The following is a 21,105-nucleotide window of genomic DNA, read 5'->3' on the forward strand; positions in this document are numbered from 1 at the left end:
GCGTGCCCCGGAAGGGCCGCACCCCGGCCTGGTTCAGTGAATGAACCCGCCCGTCTTCGACCTTAGCACCGTAGGTTCGTTCAGTGAACCCAGGCGGTAGACTGGGCGTATGGCTCTGGGCAAGGACTACGACTACGCCGCGCAGGAGTGCTCCATCGCGCGGGCGCTGGAGATCGTCGGCGAGCGCTGGACGCTGCTCGTCGTGCGGGACGCGCTCTACGGGGTGCGCCGCTACAACGACTTCCTGGTCCACCTCAAGATCCCTCGGGCGGTGCTCGCCGCCCGCCTCCAGTCGCTCACCGAGGCCGGGATCCTGGAGAAGCGCCGCTACCAGGACTCACCGCCGCGCGACGAGTACGTACCGACGGAACTGGGGCGGGGGCTGTGGCCGGCGCTGAGGGCGCTCGGGCTCTGGGGGCGGGCCTTCAACCCGGACGCGCGCCCGATGCGGACCTTCCACCATGCCGAGTGCGGTACGGAACTCGGGTCGTACGGGCAGTGCCCGGCCTGCGGGCGGGCCGTCGACCCCGCAGACGTCGAGATGCGGCCCGGTCCCGGGCTCGGCCCGGCCGAGGACGCGGTGAGCCGCGCGCTGCGGGCTCCGAGGCGACTGCTCCAGCCGCTCGAACTCCAGCCGCTCTGATCTCCGTTGCCCCTGGCCCTCCCTCTTTGGCTCTGACGGCGACGGACGGCGACGGCCGGTGACCGCTGTTCGAGCACCGCTGTTCGAGCGTCGTGTATAACGGCTGGAGGGAAATCCGCAGGAGCTGCCACGGAAGGCCGTGGCATGCGTGAAGCCGGCGGAACGAGAGCGAGCGGGGAGGTCGGCATGAGCGGCGTCATCGCGCGTTGCGCCCGGCCGGCCCGGCCGCTGCTCGGACTCTTCCTCTTCCTGCTGGCCCAGGCCGTCCTCATCGAGGGCGGCATGCTCTCGGCCGCCGTCGCGCTCGCCGCGACCGCCGCCGCCGGATCCGCGCTCGCCGTGTGCGCCACGCTGGCCTCGCGCGCGGTGCCGCAGGTGGCCCGCACCCGGGTGCGCACCGCGATCCGGGACCGGGAACGGCGTACCGCCTTCCTTCCGCAGCGCGACCCCGACGCCTCCGGGCGGCCCCGGCCCCGAGCGCCCGGGGCCCTCGTCCCGACGGCCGCGTAGGGGCACCCTCGTACCTCCGCTCCGCCCGGCTCGTCACGCCGAACCGCACCTCATTCAGGTGCGCTCACGTGCCATTCCTGACGAGACGCCCCGGAGGGCTTCGCCATGTTCACCTCCCTTTTCAGCGCTATCGCGAGCCTCGCCGCGCACCTGGCCGACCTGCTCGAACCGGTCTTCCACGGTGCTTCGACAGCTGCGGCGATCGTGCTCTTCACCGCTCTTGTACGTCTCGCTGTTCACCCCCTGTCGCGGCAGGCAGCGCGCGGTCAGAAAGCGCAGGCCAGGTTGAGGCCGCAGCTGACGGCGTTGCGCGAGAAGCACGGCAAGGACAGCAAGGCACTCCAGAAAGCGGTCATGGAGCTGCATGCCGCCGAGAAGGTGTCCCCGCTGTCCGGCTGCCTGCCCAGCCTGCTGCAGATGCCGGCGTTCTTCCTGCTCTACCACCTGTTCTCCAGCGCTCGGATCGGCGGCAGGGCGAACGCGCTGCTCGACCACACCCTCTTCGAGGCTCCGCTCGGCGGGCGCTGGACGGACGCGCTCGCGCACGGCGGGGTCTTCGGGGCGCAGGGCCTCGTCTACGTCGTGCTGTTCGCGGTCGTCGCGGCCGTGGCCACGTTCAACTTCCGGCGGATGAAGCGGCAGATGGCGGCCAACCCCGTCGCCGCGCCGGGCGGGCAGGACGCGGTGCCGGGGATGGCGGCGATGAACAAGTTCATGCCGCTGCTGTCCTTCGCGACCCTGTTCACCGTCGCCGTGGTGCCGCTCGCCGCCGCGCTCTACGTCGTGACCAGCACCACCTGGACCGCCGTCGAGCGGGCCTTCCTCTACCGGGACGTGCTGCCCGCGCCGGCCGCGCTGGCCGCCGCCGCATAGCACCCCGAACCCTGGTTACGGTCCAGTTTGTGAACGGGGTCTTGCGGACTGGACGTACACCTTGGAGGATCGGACGATCCTCCGATGGCCGCTACCCATCGGCCGGGCCCGGCTCGACCAAGGGAGACTGACCATGAAGCTGCTGCGCGTAGGCAACGCCGGTGAGGAGCGTCCGGCGCTGCTCGACGCCGACGGGACCCTGCGGGACCTGTCCGGCCTTGTGGGCGACATCGACGGCGCACTGCTCGCCGACGAGTTCGCCCTGGACCGGATACGTGCCGCGGCGGACACCGGCGTGCTGCCCGCGCTCGACGACGCCGGTGTGCGCGTCGGGCCGCCGGTGGGGCGGATCGGCAAGGTCGTGTGCATCGGGCTGAACTACCACGACCACGCCGAGGAGACGGGGGCGGCGATCCCGGCCGAGCCGGTCGTCTTCTTCAAGGCGGCGGACACGGTCGTCGGGCCGAACGACACGGTGCTCGTGCCGCGCCGCTCGGTGAAGACGGACTGGGAGGTCGAACTCGCCATCGTCATCGGCCGCACCGCGCGGTACGTGAGTGACGACGAGGACCCGCTGGCGTACGTCGCCGGGTACGCGGTGTCGCACGACGTGTCGGAGCGGGAGTTCCAGATCGAGCGTGGCGGCACGTGGGACAAGGGCAAGAACTGCGAGACGTTCAACCCGTTCGGGCCGTGGCTGGTCACCCGGGACGAGGTCCCGGACCCGCAGGCGCTCTCGCTCAAGCTCTGGGTCAACGGGGAGCTCCGGCAGGACGGGACGACGGCTCAGCAGATCTTCCCCGTCGCGGAGGTCGTCCGGTACGTCAGCCAGTTCATGACGCTGTACCCGGGGGACGTCATCAACACGGGTACGCCCGCGGGCGTGGCCATGGGGCAGCCCGAGCCCAAGCCGTACCTGCGGTCGGGGGACGTCGTGGAGCTGGAGGTGTCGGGGATGGGGCGGCAGCGGCAGGTGTTCAAGGACGCGTAGCGCCTCCGGCGGGGGTGGGGGGTTGGGGGGCTCGGGCCTGCGGCCCTTCGCCCCTTTTTGCCCCCCCCCCCCCCCCCCCCCCCCCCCCGCGGGGGGGGCCCCCCCCGGGGGGGGGGGGGCGGGGGGCCCCCCCCCCCCCCCCCCCCCGCCCCCCCCCCCCCCCCCCGCCCCCCCCCCCCCCCCCGCGGGGGGGGGGGGGGGGGGGGGGGGGGGGGGCCCCCCGGGGGGGGGGGGGCCCCCCCCCCCCCCGCACCCCGGACAGCCCGACAGCCCCCTACCCCTCCCCCTCCCCCAGCACCACGACCCCGCCCGCCGCGAAGGCGACCCCCACTCCGGAGCCGACCTCCGGCGCCCCCGCCAAGTCGCACTCGGCCTCGAGCAACGGCCCGTCGACCGGCCGCAGTTGGAGCGCCACATGGCTCCCCCGGAACGTGCGCGAGACGACCTCGCAGGCCAGGCCGTCGAGCGGGGGAACGAGACGGATGCCGCCGGGCCGGACCAGCAGGCGCACCTCGCCCCGCCGGGAGCCGGGAGGCACCGGCACCTTCCCCCAGGGGGTGGCCGCGACGGCCCCCGACACCGTCGCCGGCACCACGTTCTCGAAGCCGAGGAAGCGGGCCACGAACTCGGAGGCCGGATGCTGCCACACCTCCAGCGGCGTACCGCTCTGCGCGATGCGGCCGTCGCGCATCACCACGACCCGGTCGGCCAGCGCGAACGCCTCGCCCTGGTCATGGGTGACGGCGAGCACCGTCGTGCCCAACCGGCCGAAAAGGGCGCGGAGTTCGAGCACCAGACGCTCGCGCAGGGTGCGGTCCAGCTGGCCGAGCGGCTCGTCCAGCATGAGCAGGCGCGGCGAGGGCGCCAGCGCCCGGGCGAGGGCGACGCGCTGCTGCTCGCCGCCGGAGAGCGCGGCGACGGCCCGTCGCTCCGCGCCGGGAAGCCCGACCAGATCGAGCAACTCCTCGACCCGGCGCGCCTGTTCGGCCCGCGATGTCCCGCGCATGCGCAGCCCGAACGCCACGTTTCCGGCGACGTCGCGCTGCGGGAAGAGCTGGTGGTCCTGGAACATCAGGCCGAGCCCGCGCTTGTGCACGGGGACTCCGGCCTGGTCGGCGCCGCCGAGCAACACCCGTCCCGCGTCCAGGGGTTGGAGGCCCGCGACGACCCGCAGCAGGGTCGACTTGCCGCTGCCGCTGGGCCCCAGCACGCACACCGTCTCGTGGTCGGCGACCTCCAGATCGACCGCGTCGAGCGCGGCCCGCTGTCCGAACCGTACGGTCACACCGTCGAGCTTCAGCATCAGAACTCCCCGCTCCGGTCGGTCCGGATGCGTTCCAGGACGAGCAACGACACCGCGCACACCACCATCAGAATCGTGCTGAGGGCCATCGCCTGGCCGTAGTTGAGGTCGCCGGCCCGGCCGAGCAGGCGGGCCACCGCGACGGGCAGCGTCGGGTGGTCGGGCCGGGCGATGAAGACGGTCGCCCCGAACTCGCCGAGCGAGACCGCGAACGCGAAGCCCGCCGCGACCAGGAGTGCCCGGCGCACCAGCGGCAGGTCCACCTCGCGCCAGGCCCGCAGCGGGGACGCGCCTAGCACGGCCGCCGCCTCGCGCAGCCGTCCGTCCACCGCGCGCAGCACCGGCAGCATGATCCGTACGACGAAGGGCGTGCCCACGAGTGCCTGGGCGAGCGGCACCAGGATCCAGGAGGTCCTGAGGTCCAGCGGCGGTTTGTCGAGGGTGATCAGGAAGCCGAAGCCGACGGTCACGGCGGAGACGCCGAGCGGCAGCATCAGGAGCGCGTCGAAGCTGCGCATGAGGCGGCCGGTGCCGCGCCGGGCGAGGGCGGCCGCCGCGAGTCCGCCGACGACGAGCGCGATGGCGGTGGCGGCGAGCGCGTACTGGAGCGAGTTCCCGATCGCCTCGATGGGCGGCACCAGGAAGCTGCCGTTGTCACCGGCGGCCTGGAGCGCCCGGTAGTAGCCGAATCCGTAGCCGTCGGGGGTGTCGAGGGAGCGCTGGATCAGGACGCCCAAGGGCAGCAGGATCAGCAGCGCGACGACCACGAGGACCGAGGCGAGCAGGGTGCGCTGGGCGGCGCCGCGCGGCCGTCGTGCGGTCTGGGCGGGGTCGACGAGTCTGAGGGCGCTCTCGCGGCGGCGCACCGTCCAGGCGTGCACGGCGAGGATCAGACCGACCGCCGCGAACTGCACGATCGTCAGGACGGCCGCGGTCGGCAGGTCGAGGAGTTCGGCGGTCTGGCGGTAGATCTCCACTTCGAGGGTGGAGAAGGTGGGGCCGCCCAGGATCTGCACGACGCCGAAGGAGGTGAAGGTGAAGAGGAAGACCATGAGGGCGGCCGCGGCGACGGCGGGGCCGAGCGCGGGCAGCGTGACCTTGCGCCAGGCCGCGAGGCGGGACGCGCCGAGGACGCGGGCCGCTTCCTCCTGGCGCGGATCCAGCTGGGACCACAGGCCGCCGACGGTGCGTACGACGACCGCGTAGTTGAAGAAGACGTGCGCGAGCAGGATCGCCCACACCGTGGTGTCCAGGCGTACGCCCCACAGCTGGTCGAGCAGCCCGCCACGGCCGAGCAGAGCCAGGAACGCGGTGCCCACGACGACGGTCGGCAGCACGAACGGCACGGTGACCGCGGCCCGCAGGAGCTGTTTGCCGGGGAAGTCGAGGCGGGCGAAGACATAGGCGCCGGGCAGCGCGATCACGAGGGTGAGCGCGGTGGAGGCGAGCGCCTGCCAGGTGGTGAACCACAGGACGTGCGCGATGTCCGGGTCGGCGAGCACCTCGGTGATCCGGCCGAACTGCCAGGCGCCGTCCGCCTTGAGCCCGCGGCCGACGATGGCGGCCACGGGCCAGGCGAAGAACAGCGCGAAGAACGCGAGCGGCAGTGCCATGAGGCCGAACCGCACGCCGCCGCGGCGCAGCGCACCGCGCCGCGCCGCGTTTGCCCGCGCTCGGCCCGGGGGGCGTTCTACTTCAGGACGAGCGAGGACCACGTCTTGACCCACTGGTCACGGTTCTTGGCGATCTTGTCGGGGGCGACGGTCGTCGACTCCGTGATCTTCGTGCCGAACTTGGTGAACTCCGCGGGCAGCGCCGCGTCCTTGGCGACCGGGTCCACGAACATCTGGAGCGGCATGTCCTCCTGGAACTTCTTGGAGATCAGGAAGTCGAGGAGCGCCTTGCCGCCGGTCTCGTTCTTGGCGCCCTTGAGCAGGCCCGCGAACTCGGTCTGGCGGAAGCAGGTGCCGGTGGCGACGCCGGTGGGGGCTTCGGCCGGCTTCGGGTCGGCGTAGATCACCTCGGCGGGCGGGCTGGAGGCGTAGGAGACGACCAGCGGGCGGTCGCCCTCGGCCTTCTTGCCGCCGGCCGAGCCGGAGAAGTCCGTGTTGTAGGCCTGCTCCCAGCCGTCGACGACCTTGACGCCGTTGGCCTTCAGCTTCTTCCAGTAGTCCTGCCAGCCGTCGTCGCCGTACTTGGCGACCGAGCCGAGCATGAAGCCGAGCCCCGGGGACGAGGTCGCCACGTTCTCCGTGACGAGCAGGTCCTTGTACTCGGGCTTGATCAGGTCGTCGAAGGATTGCGGGGGGCTGAGCTTCTTGTCCGCGAAGTACTTCTTGTCGTAGTTGACGCAGATGTCGCCGGTGTCGATGGGCGTGACCCGGTGCTTGTCCTTGTCCAGCTGGACGTCGGCGGGCACCCGGTCCAGGCCCTTGGCCTCGTACGGGGTGAAGATGCCGTTGTCGAGGGCGCGCGAGAGCAGGGTGTTGTCGACGCCGAAGAACACGTCGCCGCGCGGAGAGCCCTTGGTGAGGATCTCCTGGTTGAGGGCGGCGCCCGCGTCCCCGCTCTTGAGGACCTTGACGGTGTATCCGGTCTCGGCGGTGAACGCCTTGAGCACCGGGTCGGAGGCGTTGAACGAGTCGTGGCTGACGAGCGTCACGGTCTTGCCGCCGGACCCACTGGCCGAGCCGGACGCCTTGCCGTCCGAGCCGCCGCAGGCCGCCAGCGTGGTGACCCCGAGGGCGGCGGCGAGAGCGCCGGCCGCGAGCCTCTTGGTACTGCGCATTTCTTCATTCCTCCTGGAGATGACCAGGAAGAGACGCGGCCCTGCCCGCACGACACGAGGTCGTGCGGGCAGGGCGCAACAGCTTGAGTAATCGCCGAACTTCCTACCCCGAATGACCGGGGCAAGGTTCAGAGGGTCTGCGGTCCGTATCCCTTGCGGGTACCGCACTCTCAGCGCTGTGGCGCTCCCCTGTCGGAATATGCAGATGTTTCCAGCCAGGTTACACGGGGCCCCTGACATGGCCCCGACCGTTCTGCCCTTCGGACTGCGGCGCTGCCGGGCCCGCTCGGGACTACCGCTCGGAGGCGGCGAGCTGCCCGCAGGCCCCGTCGATCTCCTGGCCGCGGGTGTCGCGGACGGTGACGGGCACGCCGTGGGCCGCGATGGCCTCGACGAACGCCTTCTCGTCCTCGGGCCGCGAGGCCGTCCACTTGGAGCCCGGCGTCGGGTTCAGCGGGATCAGGTTGACGTGGACCCGCTTGCCCTTGAGGAGCCGGCCGAGCAGATCGCCGCGCCACGCCTGGTCGTTGATGTCGCGGATGAGGGCGTACTCGATGGAGATGCGGCGCCCGGACTTCTCGGCGTACTCCCACGCGGCGTCGAGGACCTCGCGGACCTTCCAGCGGGTGTTGACCGGGACGAGGGTGTCGCGCAGCTCGTCGTCAGGGGCGTGCAGGCTCACCGCGAGGCGGCACTTGAAGCCCTCGTCGGCGAAGCGGTGCATGGCCGGCACCAGGCCCACGGTGGAGACGGTGATACCGCGCTGGGACAGGCCGAGGCCGTCCGGCTCGGGGTCGGTGAGGCGGCGGATCGCGCCGACGACCCGCTTGTAGTTGGCGAGCGGCTCGCCCATGCCCATGAAGACGATGTTGGACAGGCGTGCCGGGCCGCCCGGCACCTCGCCGTCGCGCAGCGCGCGCATGCCGTCGACGATCTGGTGCACGATCTCGGCGGTCGACAGGTTGCGGTCCAGGCCCGCCTGGCCGGTGGCACAGAACGGGCAGTTCATACCGCAGCCGGCCTGCGAGGAGATGCACATCGTCACCCGGTCCGGGTAGCGCATCAGGACGGACTCGACGAGGGTCCCGTCGTGCAGCTTCCACAGCGTCTTGCGGGTGGTGTCGTCGTCGCAGGAGATGTGCCGCACGACGGACATGAGGTCGGGCAGCAGCTCCTCCTGGAGCCGGCCGCGCGCGGCGAGCGGGATGTCGGTCCACTCCGCCGGGTCGTGGGCGTACCGCGCGAAGTAGTGCTGCGAGAGCTGCTTGGCGCGGAACGGCTTCTCGCCGATCGCGGCGACGGCTTCCTTGCGCTCGGCGGGCGAGAGGTCGGCGAGGTGCCGCGGCGGCTTCTTGGCTCCGCGGGGGGCGACGAAAGTGAGTTCTCCGGGCTTGGGCATGGTTCCTCAAGTGTCTCAGACGTACGGAAAAGGGCTCGCCGTCCTGTGGACGAGGAGCCCTCACCGTTCAAAGCGATAAGAAAACGCAGGTCAGCCAGTTCCTACGAACACCGCCAACAGCAGCCACACCACTGGAGCCGTGGGCAGCAGGGAGTCGAGGCGGTCCATGATGCCGCCGTGGCCGGGCAGCAGGGTGCCCATGTCCTTGATGCCGAGGTCCCGCTTGATCATCGACTCGCCGAGGTCGCCGAGGGTGGCGCTGGCGGCGACCGCGAGGCCGAGCAGCAGGCCCTGCCACCAGGTGCCGTCGTCGATCAGGAACTCCATGCACAGGGCGCCCGCGACCATCGCGAAGGACACCGCGCCGAACAGGCCCTCGCGGGTCTTTCCGGGGCTGATGCGCGGCGCCAGCTTGTGCTTGCCGAAGCGCCAGCCGATCGCGTACGCGCCCGTGTCGCTGACCACGGTCAGGAGCAGGAAGGTGAGCACCCGCCAGGGGCCGTCGTCCGCGGTGAGCAGCATCGCCACGAACGTGGCGAGGAACGGCACGTAGAACGCGGCGAAGACGCCCGCGGTGACGTCCCGCAGGTAGTTCTCGGGCGGCTCGGTCATCCGCCACACGAGCACCGCGAGCGAGGTGAGCGCCATCGCCACCCACGCGCCCTCGGCGCCGCTGACGTACCCGGCGACGACCATCGCCGCGCCGCCGACGGCGAGCGGCACCAGGGGCGCCTTGATCTGCTTGCGTTCCTGGAGGCGACTGGTCAGCTCCCACAGTCCGACGACCACGGCGACCGCGACGACCCCCACGAAGACGGCCTTCACGATGAACAGCGACGCGAGGACGACCGCGCCGAGGCCGACACCGACCCCTATCGCGGACCGCAGGTCGCGGCCCGCCTTCTTCTTCTCCGGCTGGGCGGGCACGGGCGGCACGGGCGGAGGGCTTGCCATGGGCTCCTGCGGCGTCTCGTCGCGGAAGTCAGGGCCGCCCGGCAGAGCGGCCCCCAGATCACGTTCGCGGTCTTCGGCGCCTCTGCCGGTGTCGGGCACGACGGGCATCGGCTGTGTCCGTGACACGGGCGGGGCGTCATACGCATCGTATGCAGGCCCCGCCGGGAACGCCCCCTGGGAAGGCCCCTCGGGGGTTCCCCAGTATTCGGGTCTCGGCGGAGCCCCCCAGGAAGAGTCGTTCATCAGACCTCGAGCAGCTCGGCTTCCTTGTGCTTGAGCAGCTCGTCGACCTGCGCCACGTACTTGGCGGTGGTGTCGTCGAGCTCCTTCTCCGCGCGACGGACCTCGTCCTCGCCGGACTCCTTGTCCTTGACGAGCTTGTCGAGGGCGTCCTTGGCCTTGCGGCGCACGGCGCGGATCGACACCTTGGAGTCCTCGGCCTTGGTGCGCGCGACCTTGATGTAGTCCTTGCGGCGCTCCTCGGTCAGCTCCGGGAAGTTCACGCGGATGATGCTGCCGTCGTTGCTGGGGTTGACGCCCAGGTCCGAGTCGCGGATGGCCTGCTCGATGTTGCGCAGCGCGCTCTTGTCGAACGGCGTCACGACCGCCATGCGCGGCTCCGGCACGGAGAACGAGGCGAGCTGGTTGATCGGCGTCAGCGCGCCGTAGTAGTCCGCCACGATCTTGTTGAACATCGCCGGGTGCGCACGGCCGGTGCGGATCGCGGCGAAGTCCTCCTTGGCGACCACGACGGCCTTCTCCATCTTCTCCTCGGCCTCGAGGAGGGTTTCTTCGATCACCACTTGCTCCTGCATGTCTTGGATGGGCCGGGAGTTCTCAGTGCGACCTGAGCCTTGGGCCCTGGATAACCAGCGTCTTTCCCTGCACGGTGTCCGACCGGCAGGGGATTGTCCATCCCCCGGTCAGGCCCGGGTGCCCTGGTCGCTCACGAGCGTGCCGATCTTCTCACCCTTGACGGCGCGCGCGATGTTGCCGGCCGTCAGGAGCTCGAAGACGAGGATCGGGAGGTTGTTGTCGCGGCACAGGGTGATCGCGGTCATGTCGGCGACCTTCAGGTCCCGGGTGATGACCTCGCCGTACTCGAGGGCGTCGAACTTCACCGCGTCCGGGTTGGAACGGGGGTCGGAGTCGTAGACCCCGTCCACTCCGTTCTTGCCCATCAGCATGGCCTCGGCGTCGATCTCCAGGGCGCGCTGGGCGGCGGTGGTGTCGGTGGAGAAGTACGGCATGCCCATGCCGGCGCCGAAGATCACGACGCGGCCCTTCTCCAGGTGGCGTACGGCCCGCAGCGGGATGTACGGCTCGGCGACCTGACCCATCGTGATGGCGGTCTGGACGCGCGAGTCGATGCCCTCCTTCTCCAGGAAGTCCTGGAGGGCGAGGCAGTTCATGACCGTGCCGAGCATGCCCATGTAGTCCGAGCGGGCCCGGTCCATGCCGCGCTGCTGGAGCTCGGCGCCCCGGAAGAAGTTGCCCCCGCCGATGACGACGGCGATCTGCGCGCCGTCCCGGACGACTGCGGCGATCTCGCGGGCGATGTTGTGCACGACGTCGGGGTCGACACCGAGCCCCCCACCGCCGGCGAACGCCTCACCGGAAAGCTTCAGCATGAAGCGCCCGGCCACCTTGCCGTCATCGCGCTTGTGGTCGGCCGAGTGATCGGCCTTGGCGGCGTCCGCGCCCTGATTCATGGGGATCTCCTCGTGCACATACGAAGAAGGCCATTGCCGGTGGGTACTCGTAGTCCCTAGCGGCAATGGCCTCCTCGTCAGATCTGCGGTCGTCCGTCGCGTGCGCGGACGACTGCCTCAGACCCTAGCGGGGTCTAGTGTCGAACGCTGAACAGACTCAGATGCCGACCTTGATGCGCGAGAAGCGCTTCAGGGTGACACCGGCCTCCTTCAGAATCTGCTCGACGGACTTCTTGTTGTCCAGCGCGTACGGCTGGCCGAGGAGCGTGGCGTCCTTGAAGAAGCCGTTCACGCGACCCTCGACGATCTTCGGGAGCGCGGCCTCGGGCTTGCCCTCGGCGCGGGTGGTCTCCTCGGCGACGCGACGCTCGGTCTCGACGACCTCGGCCGGAACGTCCTCACGGGTGAGGTACTTCGGCGCGAAGGCGGCGATGTGCTGCGCGACACCCTTGGCGACCTCGGCGTTCTCCTTGTCGAGCTCGACAAGGACACCGATCTGCGGCGGCAGGTCAGGCATGGTGCGGTGCATGTACGCGGCCACGTAACCGCCCGTGAACTGCGCGAAGCGGTCCAGGACGATCTTCTCGCCGAGGTTGGCGTTGGCCTCGTCCACGAACGCCTGCACGGTCTTGCCGGCCTCGATCTCGGAGGCGAGCAGCGCGGCGATGTCGGCCGGGGAGGTGGCGGCGACGTGCTCGGCCAGCTTGGCGGCGACGGCCTGGAACTTGTCACCCTTGGCGACGAAGTCCGTCTCGCACTTCAGCTCGACCAGAACGCCGGAGGTCTTGTCCTCGGAGATGAGGGAGACGACGGCGCCGTTCTCGGCAGAACGGCCCTCGCGCTTGGCGACGCCCTTCTGACCCTTGATGCGCAGGGCCTCGACGGCCTTGTCGACGCTGCCGTCGGCCTCGTCCAGGGCCTTCTTGCAGTCCATCATGCCGGCGCCGGTGAGCTCACGGAGCTTCTTGACGTCAGCGGCGGTGTAGTTCGCCATGAGTCTGTGTTTCTCTCTCGGAGTCTAGAAAGATCTACGAAGATCTGCGGGGCTACGGGTCGACGGCGGGGGCTTGTGGCCCCCGCCGTCAACTACCGCACCTGTGGTTCCCGGTTAAGGGGTCAGGCCTGCTCGGCGTCCGCGGCCGGAGCCTCGGTGGCCTCGGCGGCCGGAGTCTCGGCAGCGGCCTCGGCCTCGGCCGGCTTCTCGGCCTCGGCGGCCGGAGCAGCCTCGGCCGCGGGGGCCTCGGCGTCGTCGGCCTTCTTCTCACCCTCGAGCAGGTCGCGCTCCCACTCGGCGAGCGGCTCGCCGGCCGCCTTCTCGCCCGGCTTCGAGTCGCCCGTGGCCGCACCGGAACGGGCGATGAGGCCCTCGGCGACGGCGTCGGCGATCACGCGGGTGAGCAGGGTGACGGAACGGATCGCGTCGTCGTTGCCCGGGATCTTGTAGTCGACCTCGTCGGGGTCGCAGTTCGTGTCGAGGATCGCGACGACCGGGATGTGGAGCTTGCGCGCCTCACCGACGGCGATGTGCTCCTTCTTGGTGTCGACGATCCAGACGGCGCTGGGAACCTTCGACATCTCACGGATACCACCGAGGGTCTTCTCCAGCTTGGCCTTCTCACGCGAGAGGACCAGGAGCTCCTTCTTGGTGAGACCCGAGGCCGCGACGTCCTCGAAGTCGATCTGCTCGAGCTCCTTGAGGCGCTGCAGACGCTTGTAGACGGTGGAGAAGTTGGTCAGCATGCCGCCGAGCCAGCGCTGGTTGACGTAGGGCATGCCCACGCGCGTCGCCTGCTCGGCGATCGCTTCCTGCGCCTGCTTCTTGGTGCCGACGAACATGATGGAGCCGCCGTGCGCGACGGTCTCCTTGACGAACTCGTAGGCGCGGTCGATGTACGACAGCGACTGGAGCAGGTCGATGATGTAGATGCCGTTGCGCTCCGTGAAGATGAAGCGCTTCATCTTCGGGTTCCAACGACGGGTCTGGTGACCGAAGTGGACGCCGCTTTCCAGCAGCTCCCGCATCGTGACGACGGCCATGGCCGTACTCCTTGAGGTACTCGGTTACCGCGGCCGCCGGTCGGCTGCCGCGCCTGACGCCCCGGTGCGCCGTGCCCTGGACCCTGCGTGGGTTGAGGACCGAGAGGCGCGGCCGGCGATAGTGGTGAGACCGCCGGCGGGGCGTGCGAAGTCGATCCGGTCACCCGGATCGCCACAAGAAGTGTACGGGACCCGCACAGTGCCGGGTGACGGCGCTGTCCACAACCAGCGAGTACTCCACAGCTTCCGAGCAAGATCCACCCCGATCGCCCCGCCCCGGGACCCTGTTCCCCATGTACCGAGCACTCCTGCTGACCCTCACCGGCCTGACCGCCACGGCCACCTGGCCCATCGTCCCGCCCACCGTCATCCACCCCTGGGCCCCGCCCTCCACGCCCTACGGCCCCGGCCACCGCGGCATCGACCTGGCCGCACCCCCGGGCACCCCCGTCCGCGCCGCGGCCGCCGGCCGCATCACCTTCGCGGGCCAGGTGGCAGGCCGAGGAGTCCTCACGATCACCCTGTCCGGCACCGCGCCCCCGCTCCCGGAAACCCCGGGAACGCCAGGAACCCCGGGAACCCCGCTGAGAACCACCTATGAACCAGTACGGGCCACGGTGAAGGAAGGCGCGGAAGTAACCCCGGGCGAGATCGTGGCCACCACCACCGAAACCCCCTCCCACTGCCCGGAAGGCTGCCTGCACTGGGGCCTGAGAAGAGGCGACGTCTATCTGAACCCGCTGCTGCTCCTGCACCGGGCCGCACGGTCACGGCTACTGCCGGTGGTGGGGGTGGTTGAGCCGGGGTGAGGGGGTGGGGTGGGTGGGGAGGGGGTGGGGGCGGGGGGGAGGGAGGGGGAGCCCCCCCCCGCACGTCAGCCCCTGACGCCCGTCAGTGCCATCGCCACCGCCGCGTCCGCGATCGCGGAGGAGGATTCCGCTGTGGCCGTCTCGATGCGGCGGACCGCCGCGTCGACGATGCCCTGGAGGAGGACCGCGGCCAGGCGGGGCTCGGTGTGGTCCAGGTCGGCGAGGGCTTCGACGATCATGGCGATGAGGCCGCCGTGGGCGGCACGGATCTTTTCGCGGGCCCCGGCGTCGAGTTCGCTGGCGGAGATGGCGACCACGGCTCGGTGGCGCTGGTCGCCGACGAGGCCGAGCTGGTGGCGTACGTACGCCTCGACCTTGCCCTCGGGGGTGTCGGCCCGCTGCATGGCGCCCTCGATCTCGGCGGCCCAGAGCGGGAAGTCGACGGCGCACAGTTCCTCGACGACCGCGGCGCGGGAGCGGAAGTACTCGTACACGGAGGAGCGGGCGAGGCCGGTGCGCTCGGCAAGGGCGGGGAAGGTCAGCGCTTCCGTTCCGCCTTCGGACAGCAGCGATCGTGCGGCGTCCAGCAGGGCGTCGCGCTGCATGGTGCGGTGCTCGGCCACGGAGGCCGCTCGGATCCTGGGCACTGCTCCACTTTACGGCCGGGCGCCGAACGAGATCGGCAGGGACGATTCGCCAGGGCCCCTCAGCGCCCGACGTCCGCCAGTTTGGCCCTCAGCTGGAGCACCGATTTGGTGTGGATCTGGCTCACCCTGCTCTCGGTGACCCCGAGGACGTTGCCGATCTCGGCGAGCGTGAGGCCTTCGTAGTAGTAGAGCGTCACGACGGTCTTCTCGCGCTCGGGCAGCGTGTTGATCGCGCGGGCGAGCAGCCGGCGCAGTTCTCGGTCCTCGGCGACTTCGACGGGGTCGTCGGCTGAGGTGTCTTCGAGGGTGTCCATGAGGCTGAGCCGGTCGCCGCTCTCGCCGCCGACGTGCAGCAGTTCTTCGAGGGCCACGACGTTGGCGAGCGACAACTGGCTGAATACGGCGTGCAGTTCCTCGACGGCGATGCCCATCTCGGAGGCGACTTCCGCCTCCGACGGGGTACGCCTGAGCTGGGCTTCGAGGGTCGCGTAGGCGCGCTCCACGGCGCGTGCCTTCTGGCGTACGGAGCGCGGGATCCAGTCGAGGGCGCGGAGCTCGTCGATCATCGCGCCACGGATCCGGGTGATGGCGTACGTCTCGAACTTGATGGCCCGCTCGATGTCGAACTTCTCGATGGCGTCGATGAGTCCGAAGACTCCCGAGGAGACGAAGTCGGCCTGTTCGACGTTGGGCGGCAATCCCACGCTCACGCGTCCCGCGACGTACTTGACCAGGGGCGAGTAGTGCAGGATCAACTGCTCGCGCAGCCGCTCGTCGCCGGTGGCCTTGTACGACCGCCACAGCTCGTCGACGGAGGAGGGTGCCGGTGGCCGCACGGTGCCGCTGCCGCGGGCAGCCGGGGGCGCTGCCGTGCGATCAGACCCGGAGGTGTGCTGGGGCATGCGTTGCCTTGAGCCGTTCTGCTGTGACGTGAGCGGGGGCTGTTTCCGGTCGGGGATCCTCGTGAGCGTAGCGTGACTGGGCGGTCGCGGTGCGCGAGGGCCGGGTGGGCGGGCCCGGTCGCCCCGGCCGCCTCCGGCGCACGCGCAGGTGGGGGCCGCGGTGCCGCGCGTCGGCCCCGAAAGCTCTGCCGTGCGGCCCGCGGTGGACATCGCCTCTCACCTTGTCACCCGAATGCCCCTGGTCAAGCACCGCCTCGCCGGGTGCTCGGCGCCTGGAGTGCGCCGGGCGCCAACTTCCAGCTGTCGCCGACGCGTTCGACGAAGCCGAGCGAGTGCAGTTCGTAGAGGCGGCCGAGTGCTTCGTCGAGGCTGGTTCCGGCTTCGCGGGCGAGGTCGCGGGCGGCCGCGGTCCCACGGGCGGGCAGTGCTTCCAGGACACGGGCGGCGTCCGGGGCGAGGAGGTCCCTTGGCAGTACGGGGCCGCGGCGGGCGGGGGCGAGTTCGCCCATGTCACCGACGAGTTCGACGATTTCGGCGGCGTCGGTGACGAGGGTGGCCTCGCCGCGCAAAAGTTCGTGCACGCCGGCCGAGAGTCCGCTGGTGGCGGGGCCGGGGACGCCCATGGTGAAGCGGCCCAGCTTCTGTGCGGCGCGGGCGGTGACGAGCGAGCCGCTGCGGTATTCGGCCTCGACGACGACGGTGCCTCGGGTGAGGGCGGCGATGACGCGGTTGCGCAGGATGAACCTGCTGGGCGTCGGGTGGTCTCCGGGTGGCAATTCGCCCACGAGGAGGCCCTGTTCGGCGATGCGTCCGATCAACTCGGCGTGGCCGCGCGGGTAGATGACGTCGACTCCGCAGGCGAGCACGGCGATGGTGGCTCCCCCGGCGGCGAGGGCGCCTCGATGGACGGCTCCGTCGACTCCGGCGGCCGCCCCGGACACGACGACCCACCCTTTTTCGGCGAGCCCGGAGCCGAGGACCGCGCCCATGTGGGCCCCGTAGGGGGTGCAGGCCCGGGCGCCGACCACGGCGACGGACCGCAGTGCCCAGATCCGCAGGTCGGCGTGGCCCCGTACCCAGAGGCCGATGGGCCGGGCGTCGGCGAGGTCGTCGAGTTGGCTCGGCCATTCCTCGTCGCCGGGGATGAGGAATCTGGCGCCGGCTGTCGCGGCGGCGGCCAGGTCGCGTTCGGGGTCGGCCAGGGCGGCTCGGCGGCGGTGGCTGTCGAGCCGGGCGGGGCTGGCGCCGGGCGGGTCGTCCTCGGGCCCTTGGGGTGCGGTGAGGCGGCGCAGCAGGTCGACGGCGCCGTAGGTGCGCAGCCAGCGGCCGCCGCGTTCGTCGCCGGGTTCGATGACGCGGGTGAGGGCGGCTCTGGCGAGGCGCTCGGTGGCTGTCGCCGCACGGCACCCGGGATCCTCCTGACCGGCGTGGATGCGCGTCGCGGGGGGCTCCCGCCAGGCATCGGGGCTGTCCACCTCCCGCTCCCGCCGGGCACCGGGGCTGCCCACGTCGCGCTCCCGCCCTGCGTCGGCTCTCGTCGTGGGCGGCTCCTGTCCAGGGTGCGTGCGGTCCCGGGGATGCTCGCCGCCGGCGTGGGCGCCGTTCACAGGCTCGCTCCGGCCGGCATGGGGGCCCCTCGGGAGATGCCGGTGCGCAGTTCCAGGGCGAGGGCGACGTGTCCCGCGTCGGGGCGGTCGTGTCCGGCGAGGTCGGCGATGGTCCAGGCGACGCGCAGGACCCGGTCGAGTCCTCGGGCGGTGAGCAGGCCGCGTTCCATGTCGCGTTCGGCGCCGGTGAGGGCGCCGGGGGCGGTGAGCCAGCGGGTGCGCAGTTCGTGTCCGGGGACTTCGCTGTTGTTGCTCCAGGGGGTGTCCTCCAGGCGGGCCGCGGTGCGTTCGCGGGCGGCGAGTACGCGGGCGGCGACGATGGCGCTGGGTTCGCCTCGGCCGCCTCCGCCGAGGAGGTCTTCGCGGCGTACGGGTTCGACTTCTACGCGGAGGTCGACGCGGTCGAGGAGGGGGCCGGAGAGTCTGGCCTGGTAGCGGCGGATCATGGAGGCGGGGCATTCGCAGCCGGCGCCGTGCAGGGTGTGACGGCCGCAGGGGCAGGGGTTGGCGGCGAGGATCATCTGGAAGCGGGCGGGGAGGCGGATGACTCCGGCGCTGCGGGCGATGACGACGTGGCCCGATTCGAGGGGTTGGCGGAGCGCGTCGAGGGCTTTGCCGGCGAATTCGGGGGCTTCGTCGAGGAAGAGCACGCCTCGGTGGGCGACGGATACGGCGCCGGGGCGCGGCAGGCCGTTGCCGCCGCCGACCAGGGATTGCATGGTGGCGGAGTGGTGGGGGGCGCAGTAGGGGGCGCGGCGGACGAGGGGTTCGCCGGGCGGGAGGATTCCGGCGACGGAGTGGACGGCGGTGACTTCGAGGGATTCCTGGCGGGTGAGGGGCGGCAGGATGCCGGGGAGGCGTTCGGCGAGCATGGTTTTGCCTGCTCCGGGTGGGCCGGAGAGCAGGAGGTGGTGGCCTCCTGCGGCGGCGATTTCGAGGGCGGCGCGGGCGGCGTGCTGGCCTGCGACGTCGATGAGGTCGAGGTCGGCGTCGCGTGGGCCTGCGGCGAGGCCGGTGCCTGCTCCCGCGCCGGGTACGACGAGTCCGGCGAGCATGGCGTCGGGGCGGCCTTTTTCGGCGGGTTCCTCTTCGGGGACGGGCTCGTCGGTGAGGATGGCGACGAGTTGGCGCAGGCTGCGGACGCCGAGGACGGAGATGCCGGGGACGAGGGCCGCTTCGGCGGCGGTCTGTTCGGGCACGACGACTTGTTCGTAGCCGGCTTCGGCGGCGGCGAGGACGGCGGGCAGGATGCCCCGGACGGGGCGTACGCGTCCGTCGAGGCCGAGCTCGCCGATCATGACGAGGTCGGTGAGTTCGCGGGGGTCGATGCGTTCCGCCGCGCCGAGGATGGCGCAGGCGATGGCGAGGTCGAAGCCGGCTCCGCTCTTGGGGACGGATGCGGGGCTGAGGCCGACGGTGAGTTTCTTCTGGGGCCAGGTGTCGCCGGAGTTGACGACGGCGGCCCGCACCCGGTCGCGGCTTTCGGCGAGGCTTTTGTCGGGGAGTCCGACGAGGGTGAAGGCGGCGACGCCGGGTTCGAGGTCGGCCTGGACTTCGACGACGACGCCTTCGACGCCGACGAGGGCGACCGAGCAGGTGCGTGCGAATCCCATGTCAGGCCACCCCTCGCACGTGTTCGGCGCGGGGTGCGCCTTTGCGGGGCAGGACGATGCCGACGAGGTCGACGCGTACGCCGCCGGAAGGTGGTCCTCCGTGGTCGGCGAGCCAGTGGCCGGCGAGGCGTTTGAGGCGGTCGGCCTTGGTCGGGGTGATGGCGGCCATGGGGTGTTCGTAGGCACCGGTTCTGCGGGTCTTGACCTCGCAGATGACGAGCACGGGCCCGCCGGGGGACGTGTCGTCGTGGGCGACGATGTCGATCTCGCCGGTCCTGCCGCAGCGCCAGTTGCGTTCCAGGATCGTCATTCCGGCCGCTTCGAGCAGCCGCACCGCCAGGTCTTCGCCGTATTTTCCGAGTGCTCCGCGAGCGTTCATCCGGCACCACCTCCGGCACCGACTTTTACGCATCCGGCGCGAAGGAGTGGATCTTGGTGGATAACCCTTCGGTTGTGGAAAACTCCGCCCCCCGAAGGGGTTCCTCCGCCCTCGCCCGACCCCGACCCCGACCCCGGCCCCGGGACCACCGCACCCGCGAGCACGCACGCCCTCGGCGCGCGCCCAAAGCAGGCCCCCTCGGCCCACCCGGCCCACCCGGTGTCGGCCGCTCAGCGGCCCTCCGCTCAGCCCCCCGGCAGTTCGAGGTCGCTCTTGTTCAGCTCCTCGATGTTCACGTCCTTGAAGGTGAGGACCCGGACCTGCTTGACGAATCTGGCGGGCCGGTACATGTCCCACACCCAGGCGTCCGCCATCGACACCTCGAAGAACACCTCGCCCTGGACCGAGTGCACCTGCATCTCGTAGTCGTTGGTGAGGTAGAAGCGCCGCTCGGTCTCGATCACGTATTTGAACAGACCGACGACGTCGCGGTACTCCCGGTAGAGCTTCAGCTCCATCTCGGTCTCGTACTTTTCGAGGTCCTCGGCGCTCATGGCATGTTCCCCTTCAGCCGTGCGTCCCCCTATTGTGCGTCAGCCCCCTGGGCCCCTAGACGATTTCCGGGGCCAGGACCACCGGCGCGTGCGGAGGACCCTCGTCGAGCAGCGTGCGCAGCAGCTCGGCGAGCCTGGTCGGGTACACCGTCTCACGCGCCGCTGACAGTTCGGCGGAGGTCCACCACCTCAGACCGGAGGTACTGCGTCGCTCCAGTTCGGTCAGGCCGGCCACGGTGACCTCGGTCTGGGTGGTGCGGGCCAGGTAGTACCACTCGTCCTGGTCCCAGCGGCGCCCGTCGAAGGGGAACGAGCAGACGCGCTGCCACAGGACGGGGCCGAGTTCGACGTCTGTGATCCCGGTCTCCTCGGCGAGTTCGCGCAGGGCCGCCTCGGCGCGGGTCTCGTCGCCCTCCAGGCCGCCGCCGGGGGTGAACCACCAGGTGTCGGCGGGGTCTTCGGGCTCGTAGCCGTGCATGAGCAGGATGCGGTCGTCGGGGTCGAGCAGGATGATCCGGGCGACCTTGCGCAGTTCGGTCACGGGTTTCACCTTCCGGCGGGCGTGGTGGCGCGGGTCCTGCGGCGGCGGGCGAGGCCTGCGATGGGGCCGTAGGCGGCGCCGGCCACGATCAGCACGGCGCCGGCCACGACGGCGCCCAGGAGCAGTTTCAGCGGCCCGGGCGAGGAGATGCCGCCGGGCATGCTCTCGAAGCCCGTGGGCCGCGCCAGCATGCCGCCCATGGGCCAGGCGATGGCGTCCACGCGGGCGGTCACCGTGCTCAGCGGGACGGAGCCGTTGGCGGCGTCGTCCAGGTGGACGCGGGAGTCGAGCGAGACGAGGCGGTCGTCGCCGAGGAGGAAGACCTGTCCGGCGGGGACCTTGGCGTCGAAGGGGTTGCCGGAGGCCTTCGCGCCGTGCAGATACGGTTCGTCAACGGGCTTGCCGTTGACGGCGAGGCGGCCGTCCTGGCCGCAGCAGGTCACGTGGTCGCCGCCGATTCCGACGACGCGCTTGAGCATGGGCACGTTGGCCCACTTCGGGTCGTTGAACACCACGACGTCGCCACGCCGTACGTCGCCGCCGGATATGCGCTGGGCGAGCACCCGGTCGCCCGCCTTCACGGTGGGCGACATGGACTGGGTGGGCACGGTGTACGGCTTGTACTGCACGGCGCCCCAGGCGAAGCCGCCGAGGAAGAGGACACAGCCGACGGCCACGGCCACCCCCGACAGCACACTGCCGAGACTGCGGCCGTGGCCGTCGTGGTCCTGTCCGTTACCGCTCATCGCAGCGCTCCCTTGCCGGCAGCGCCCCGGGACGCACATGGCATCCCGGGACCCCGGAGATCGACATTCCGGGACCGCACCCTACCCGGCGGTATGC

General features: G+C 71.1%; 22 protein-coding genes and 1 riboswitch. Of the genes, 5 read left to right on the forward strand and 17 right to left on the reverse strand.

Translation table 11 applies throughout. The features are described 5' to 3' along the window. The first annotated feature begins 109 nt into the window (after positions 1–109). The 4 genes from ACFYZA_RS18750 (at position 110) to ACFYZA_RS18765 (ending at position 3,017) form a co-directional block, all read left to right on the forward strand. Positions 110–643, forward strand: a complete 534-nt coding sequence (locus tag ACFYZA_RS18750) for a winged helix-turn-helix transcriptional regulator (protein WP_388491671.1) — start codon at positions 110–112, stop codon at positions 641–643. Between the two features lie 186 nt (positions 644–829). Then, positions 830–1,153 (forward strand): DUF6412 domain-containing protein, encoded by a 324-nt coding sequence (locus ACFYZA_RS18755; protein WP_388491674.1) that lies wholly within the window; start codon positions 830–832, stop codon positions 1,151–1,153. A gap of 105 nt (positions 1,154–1,258) precedes the next feature. Continuing rightward, on the forward strand, positions 1,259–2,026 hold the full coding sequence (locus tag ACFYZA_RS18760) for a YidC/Oxa1 family membrane protein insertase (protein ID WP_382592171.1): 768 nt from the start codon (positions 1,259–1,261) through the stop codon (positions 2,024–2,026). Positions 2,027–2,159: 133 nt separating this feature from the next. Next, positions 2,160–3,017, forward strand: a complete 858-nt coding sequence (locus tag ACFYZA_RS18765) for a fumarylacetoacetate hydrolase family protein (protein ID WP_388491676.1) — start codon at positions 2,160–2,162, stop codon at positions 3,015–3,017. A 274-nt stretch (positions 3,018–3,291) separates the two neighbouring features. Here ACFYZA_RS18765 and ACFYZA_RS18770 read toward each other — a convergent pair whose 3' ends face one another. From ACFYZA_RS18770 to rpsB, 9 genes are all read right to left on the reverse strand, one after another. Then, a complete protein-coding gene (locus tag ACFYZA_RS18770; protein ID WP_388491678.1) occupies positions 3,292–4,320 on the reverse strand; it encodes an ABC transporter ATP-binding protein in 1,029 nt (342 codons plus the stop codon). Further along, positions 4,320–5,933: an ABC transporter permease gene (locus ACFYZA_RS18775; protein WP_388491680.1), complete on the reverse strand. Its 1,614-nt coding sequence runs from the start codon at positions 5,931–5,933 to the stop codon at positions 4,320–4,322. Before ACFYZA_RS18775 ends, ACFYZA_RS18770 begins: the two co-directional genes overlap by 1 nt. A 77-nt stretch (positions 5,934–6,010) precedes the next feature. Continuing rightward, a complete protein-coding gene (locus ACFYZA_RS18780) occupies positions 6,011–7,108 on the reverse strand; it encodes a thiamine ABC transporter substrate binding subunit (RefSeq protein WP_388491683.1) in 1,098 nt (365 codons plus the stop codon). 82 nt (positions 7,109–7,190) lie between these two features. Then, a riboswitch (TPP riboswitch) is annotated at positions 7,191–7,309 on the reverse strand. Positions 7,310–7,400: 91 nt separating this feature from the next. Continuing rightward, the gene (rlmN, locus tag ACFYZA_RS18785; protein ID WP_053729267.1) at positions 7,401–8,507 is read right to left on the reverse strand and encodes a 23S rRNA (adenine(2503)-C(2))-methyltransferase RlmN; all 1,107 of its coding nucleotides are present in this window, start codon (positions 8,505–8,507) and stop codon (positions 7,401–7,403) included. 90 nt (positions 8,508–8,597) lie between these two features. Further along, a complete protein-coding gene (locus ACFYZA_RS18790; protein ID WP_382600355.1) occupies positions 8,598–9,704 on the reverse strand; it encodes a phosphatidate cytidylyltransferase in 1,107 nt (368 codons plus the stop codon). Continuing rightward, positions 9,704–10,261 carry a ribosome recycling factor gene (gene frr / locus ACFYZA_RS18795; RefSeq protein WP_120727660.1) on the reverse strand — a complete coding sequence of 186 codons (558 nt, stop codon included), beginning with the start codon at positions 10,259–10,261 and terminating at the stop codon, positions 9,704–9,706. Before frr ends, ACFYZA_RS18790 begins: the two co-directional genes overlap by 1 nt. Before the next feature lie 123 nt (positions 10,262–10,384). Beyond that, positions 10,385–11,173, reverse strand: coding sequence for a UMP kinase (gene pyrH, locus ACFYZA_RS18800; RefSeq protein ID WP_388491687.1), 789 nt, complete (start codon positions 11,171–11,173; stop codon positions 10,385–10,387). A 157-nt stretch (positions 11,174–11,330) separates the two neighbouring features. Continuing rightward, positions 11,331–12,167 (reverse strand): translation elongation factor Ts, encoded by an 837-nt coding sequence (gene tsf / locus ACFYZA_RS18805; RefSeq protein WP_388491690.1) that lies wholly within the window; start codon positions 12,165–12,167, stop codon positions 11,331–11,333. 122 nt (positions 12,168–12,289) lie between these two features. Then, positions 12,290–13,210 carry a 30S ribosomal protein S2 gene (gene rpsB / locus ACFYZA_RS18810; RefSeq protein WP_382600349.1) on the reverse strand — a complete coding sequence of 307 codons (921 nt, stop codon included), beginning with the start codon at positions 13,208–13,210 and terminating at the stop codon, positions 12,290–12,292. A 293-nt stretch (positions 13,211–13,503) separates the two neighbouring features. Here rpsB and ACFYZA_RS18815 point away from each other — a divergent pair, with 293 nt between their 5' ends. Beyond that, on the forward strand, positions 13,504–14,019 hold the full coding sequence (locus ACFYZA_RS18815; protein WP_388491692.1) for a murein hydrolase activator EnvC family protein: 516 nt from the start codon (positions 13,504–13,506) through the stop codon (positions 14,017–14,019). Positions 14,020–14,084: 65 nt separating this feature from the next. On the opposite strand, the gene ACFYZA_RS18820 is transcribed toward ACFYZA_RS18815, so the two are convergent. The 8 genes from ACFYZA_RS18820 to lepB form a co-directional block, all read right to left on the reverse strand. Next, on the reverse strand, positions 14,085–14,642 hold the full coding sequence (locus ACFYZA_RS18820) for a TetR/AcrR family transcriptional regulator (RefSeq protein WP_382595129.1): 558 nt from the start codon (positions 14,640–14,642) through the stop codon (positions 14,085–14,087). Positions 14,643–14,725: 83 nt separating this feature from the next. After that, positions 14,726–15,568, reverse strand: a complete 843-nt coding sequence (whiG, locus tag ACFYZA_RS18825) for an RNA polymerase sigma factor WhiG (protein ID WP_100577968.1) — start codon at positions 15,566–15,568, stop codon at positions 14,726–14,728. A gap of 242 nt (positions 15,569–15,810) precedes the next feature. Further along, complete coding sequence (gene dprA / locus ACFYZA_RS18830; protein WP_388491694.1) at positions 15,811–17,076, reverse strand: DNA-processing protein DprA; 1,266 nt, start codon at positions 17,074–17,076, stop codon at positions 15,811–15,813. Positions 17,077–17,171: 95 nt separating this feature from the next. Continuing rightward, positions 17,172–18,788: a YifB family Mg chelatase-like AAA ATPase gene (locus ACFYZA_RS18835; RefSeq protein ID WP_382595112.1), complete on the reverse strand. Its 1,617-nt coding sequence runs from the start codon at positions 18,786–18,788 to the stop codon at positions 17,172–17,174. Between the two features lies 1 nt (position 18,789). Beyond that, positions 18,790–19,167 carry a YraN family protein gene (locus ACFYZA_RS18840; protein ID WP_388491697.1) on the reverse strand — a complete coding sequence of 126 codons (378 nt, stop codon included), beginning with the start codon at positions 19,165–19,167 and terminating at the stop codon, positions 18,790–18,792. A 245-nt stretch (positions 19,168–19,412) separates the two neighbouring features. Further along, complete coding sequence (locus ACFYZA_RS18845) at positions 19,413–19,721, reverse strand: DUF2469 domain-containing protein (protein ID WP_003965949.1); 309 nt, start codon at positions 19,719–19,721, stop codon at positions 19,413–19,415. A gap of 55 nt (positions 19,722–19,776) precedes the next feature. After that, on the reverse strand, positions 19,777–20,262 hold the full coding sequence (locus tag ACFYZA_RS18850) for an NUDIX hydrolase (RefSeq protein WP_388491701.1): 486 nt from the start codon (positions 20,260–20,262) through the stop codon (positions 19,777–19,779). A 5-nt stretch (positions 20,263–20,267) separates the two neighbouring features. Further along, complete coding sequence (gene lepB, locus ACFYZA_RS18855) at positions 20,268–21,008, reverse strand: signal peptidase I (protein WP_388491704.1); 741 nt, start codon at positions 21,006–21,008, stop codon at positions 20,268–20,270. Positions 21,009–21,105 lie beyond the last annotated feature (97 nt).

It is taken from the genome of Streptomyces sp. NPDC001828, assembly GCF_042892175.1.
In the GTDB taxonomy this organism is placed as follows: domain Bacteria; phylum Actinomycetota; class Actinomycetes; order Streptomycetales; family Streptomycetaceae; genus Streptomyces.

What these genes read in the sequence shown, in the direction of transcription:
- ACFYZA_RS18750 (WP_388491671.1), top strand. Translation starts at nt 110, where the DNA reads ATGGCTCTGGGCAAGGACTACGACTACGCCGCGCAGGAGTGCTCCATC.
- ACFYZA_RS18755 (WP_388491674.1), top strand. Translation starts at nt 830, where the DNA reads ATGAGCGGCGTCATCGCGCGTTGCGCCCGGCCGGCCCGGCCGCTGCTC.
- ACFYZA_RS18760 (WP_382592171.1), top strand. Translation starts at nt 1,259, where the DNA reads ATGTTCACCTCCCTTTTCAGCGCTATCGCGAGCCTCGCCGCGCACCTG.
- ACFYZA_RS18765 (WP_388491676.1), top strand. Translation starts at nt 2,160, where the DNA reads ATGAAGCTGCTGCGCGTAGGCAACGCCGGTGAGGAGCGTCCGGCGCTG.
- ACFYZA_RS18770 (WP_388491678.1), bottom strand. Translation starts at nt 4,320, where the DNA reads ATGCTGAAGCTCGACGGTGTGACCGTACGGTTCGGACAGCGGGCCGCG.
- ACFYZA_RS18775 (WP_388491680.1), bottom strand. Translation starts at nt 5,933, where the DNA reads ATGGCACTGCCGCTCGCGTTCTTCGCGCTGTTCTTCGCCTGGCCCGTG.
- ACFYZA_RS18780 (WP_388491683.1), bottom strand. Translation starts at nt 7,108, where the DNA reads ATGCGCAGTACCAAGAGGCTCGCGGCCGGCGCTCTCGCCGCCGCCCTC.
- rlmN (WP_053729267.1), bottom strand. Translation starts at nt 8,507, where the DNA reads ATGCCCAAGCCCGGAGAACTCACTTTCGTCGCCCCCCGCGGAGCCAAG.
- ACFYZA_RS18790 (WP_382600355.1), bottom strand. Translation starts at nt 9,704, where the DNA reads ATGAACGACTCTTCCTGGGGGGCTCCGCCGAGACCCGAATACTGGGGA.
- pyrH (WP_388491687.1), bottom strand. Translation starts at nt 11,173, where the DNA reads ATGAATCAGGGCGCGGACGCCGCCAAGGCCGATCACTCGGCCGACCAC.
- tsf (WP_388491690.1), bottom strand. Translation starts at nt 12,167, where the DNA reads ATGGCGAACTACACCGCCGCTGACGTCAAGAAGCTCCGTGAGCTCACC.
- rpsB (WP_382600349.1), bottom strand. Translation starts at nt 13,210, where the DNA reads ATGGCCGTCGTCACGATGCGGGAGCTGCTGGAAAGCGGCGTCCACTTC.
- ACFYZA_RS18815 (WP_388491692.1), top strand. Translation starts at nt 13,504, where the DNA reads ATGTACCGAGCACTCCTGCTGACCCTCACCGGCCTGACCGCCACGGCC.
- whiG (WP_100577968.1), bottom strand. Translation starts at nt 15,568, where the DNA reads ATGCCCCAGCACACCTCCGGGTCTGATCGCACGGCAGCGCCCCCGGCT.
- ACFYZA_RS18835 (WP_382595112.1), bottom strand. Translation starts at nt 18,788, where the DNA reads ATGGGATTCGCACGCACCTGCTCGGTCGCCCTCGTCGGCGTCGAAGGC.
- ACFYZA_RS18840 (WP_388491697.1), bottom strand. Translation starts at nt 19,167, where the DNA reads ATGAACGCTCGCGGAGCACTCGGAAAATACGGCGAAGACCTGGCGGTG.
- ACFYZA_RS18845 (WP_003965949.1), bottom strand. Translation starts at nt 19,721, where the DNA reads ATGAGCGCCGAGGACCTCGAAAAGTACGAGACCGAGATGGAGCTGAAG.
- lepB (WP_388491704.1), bottom strand. Translation starts at nt 21,008, where the DNA reads ATGAGCGGTAACGGACAGGACCACGACGGCCACGGCCGCAGTCTCGGC.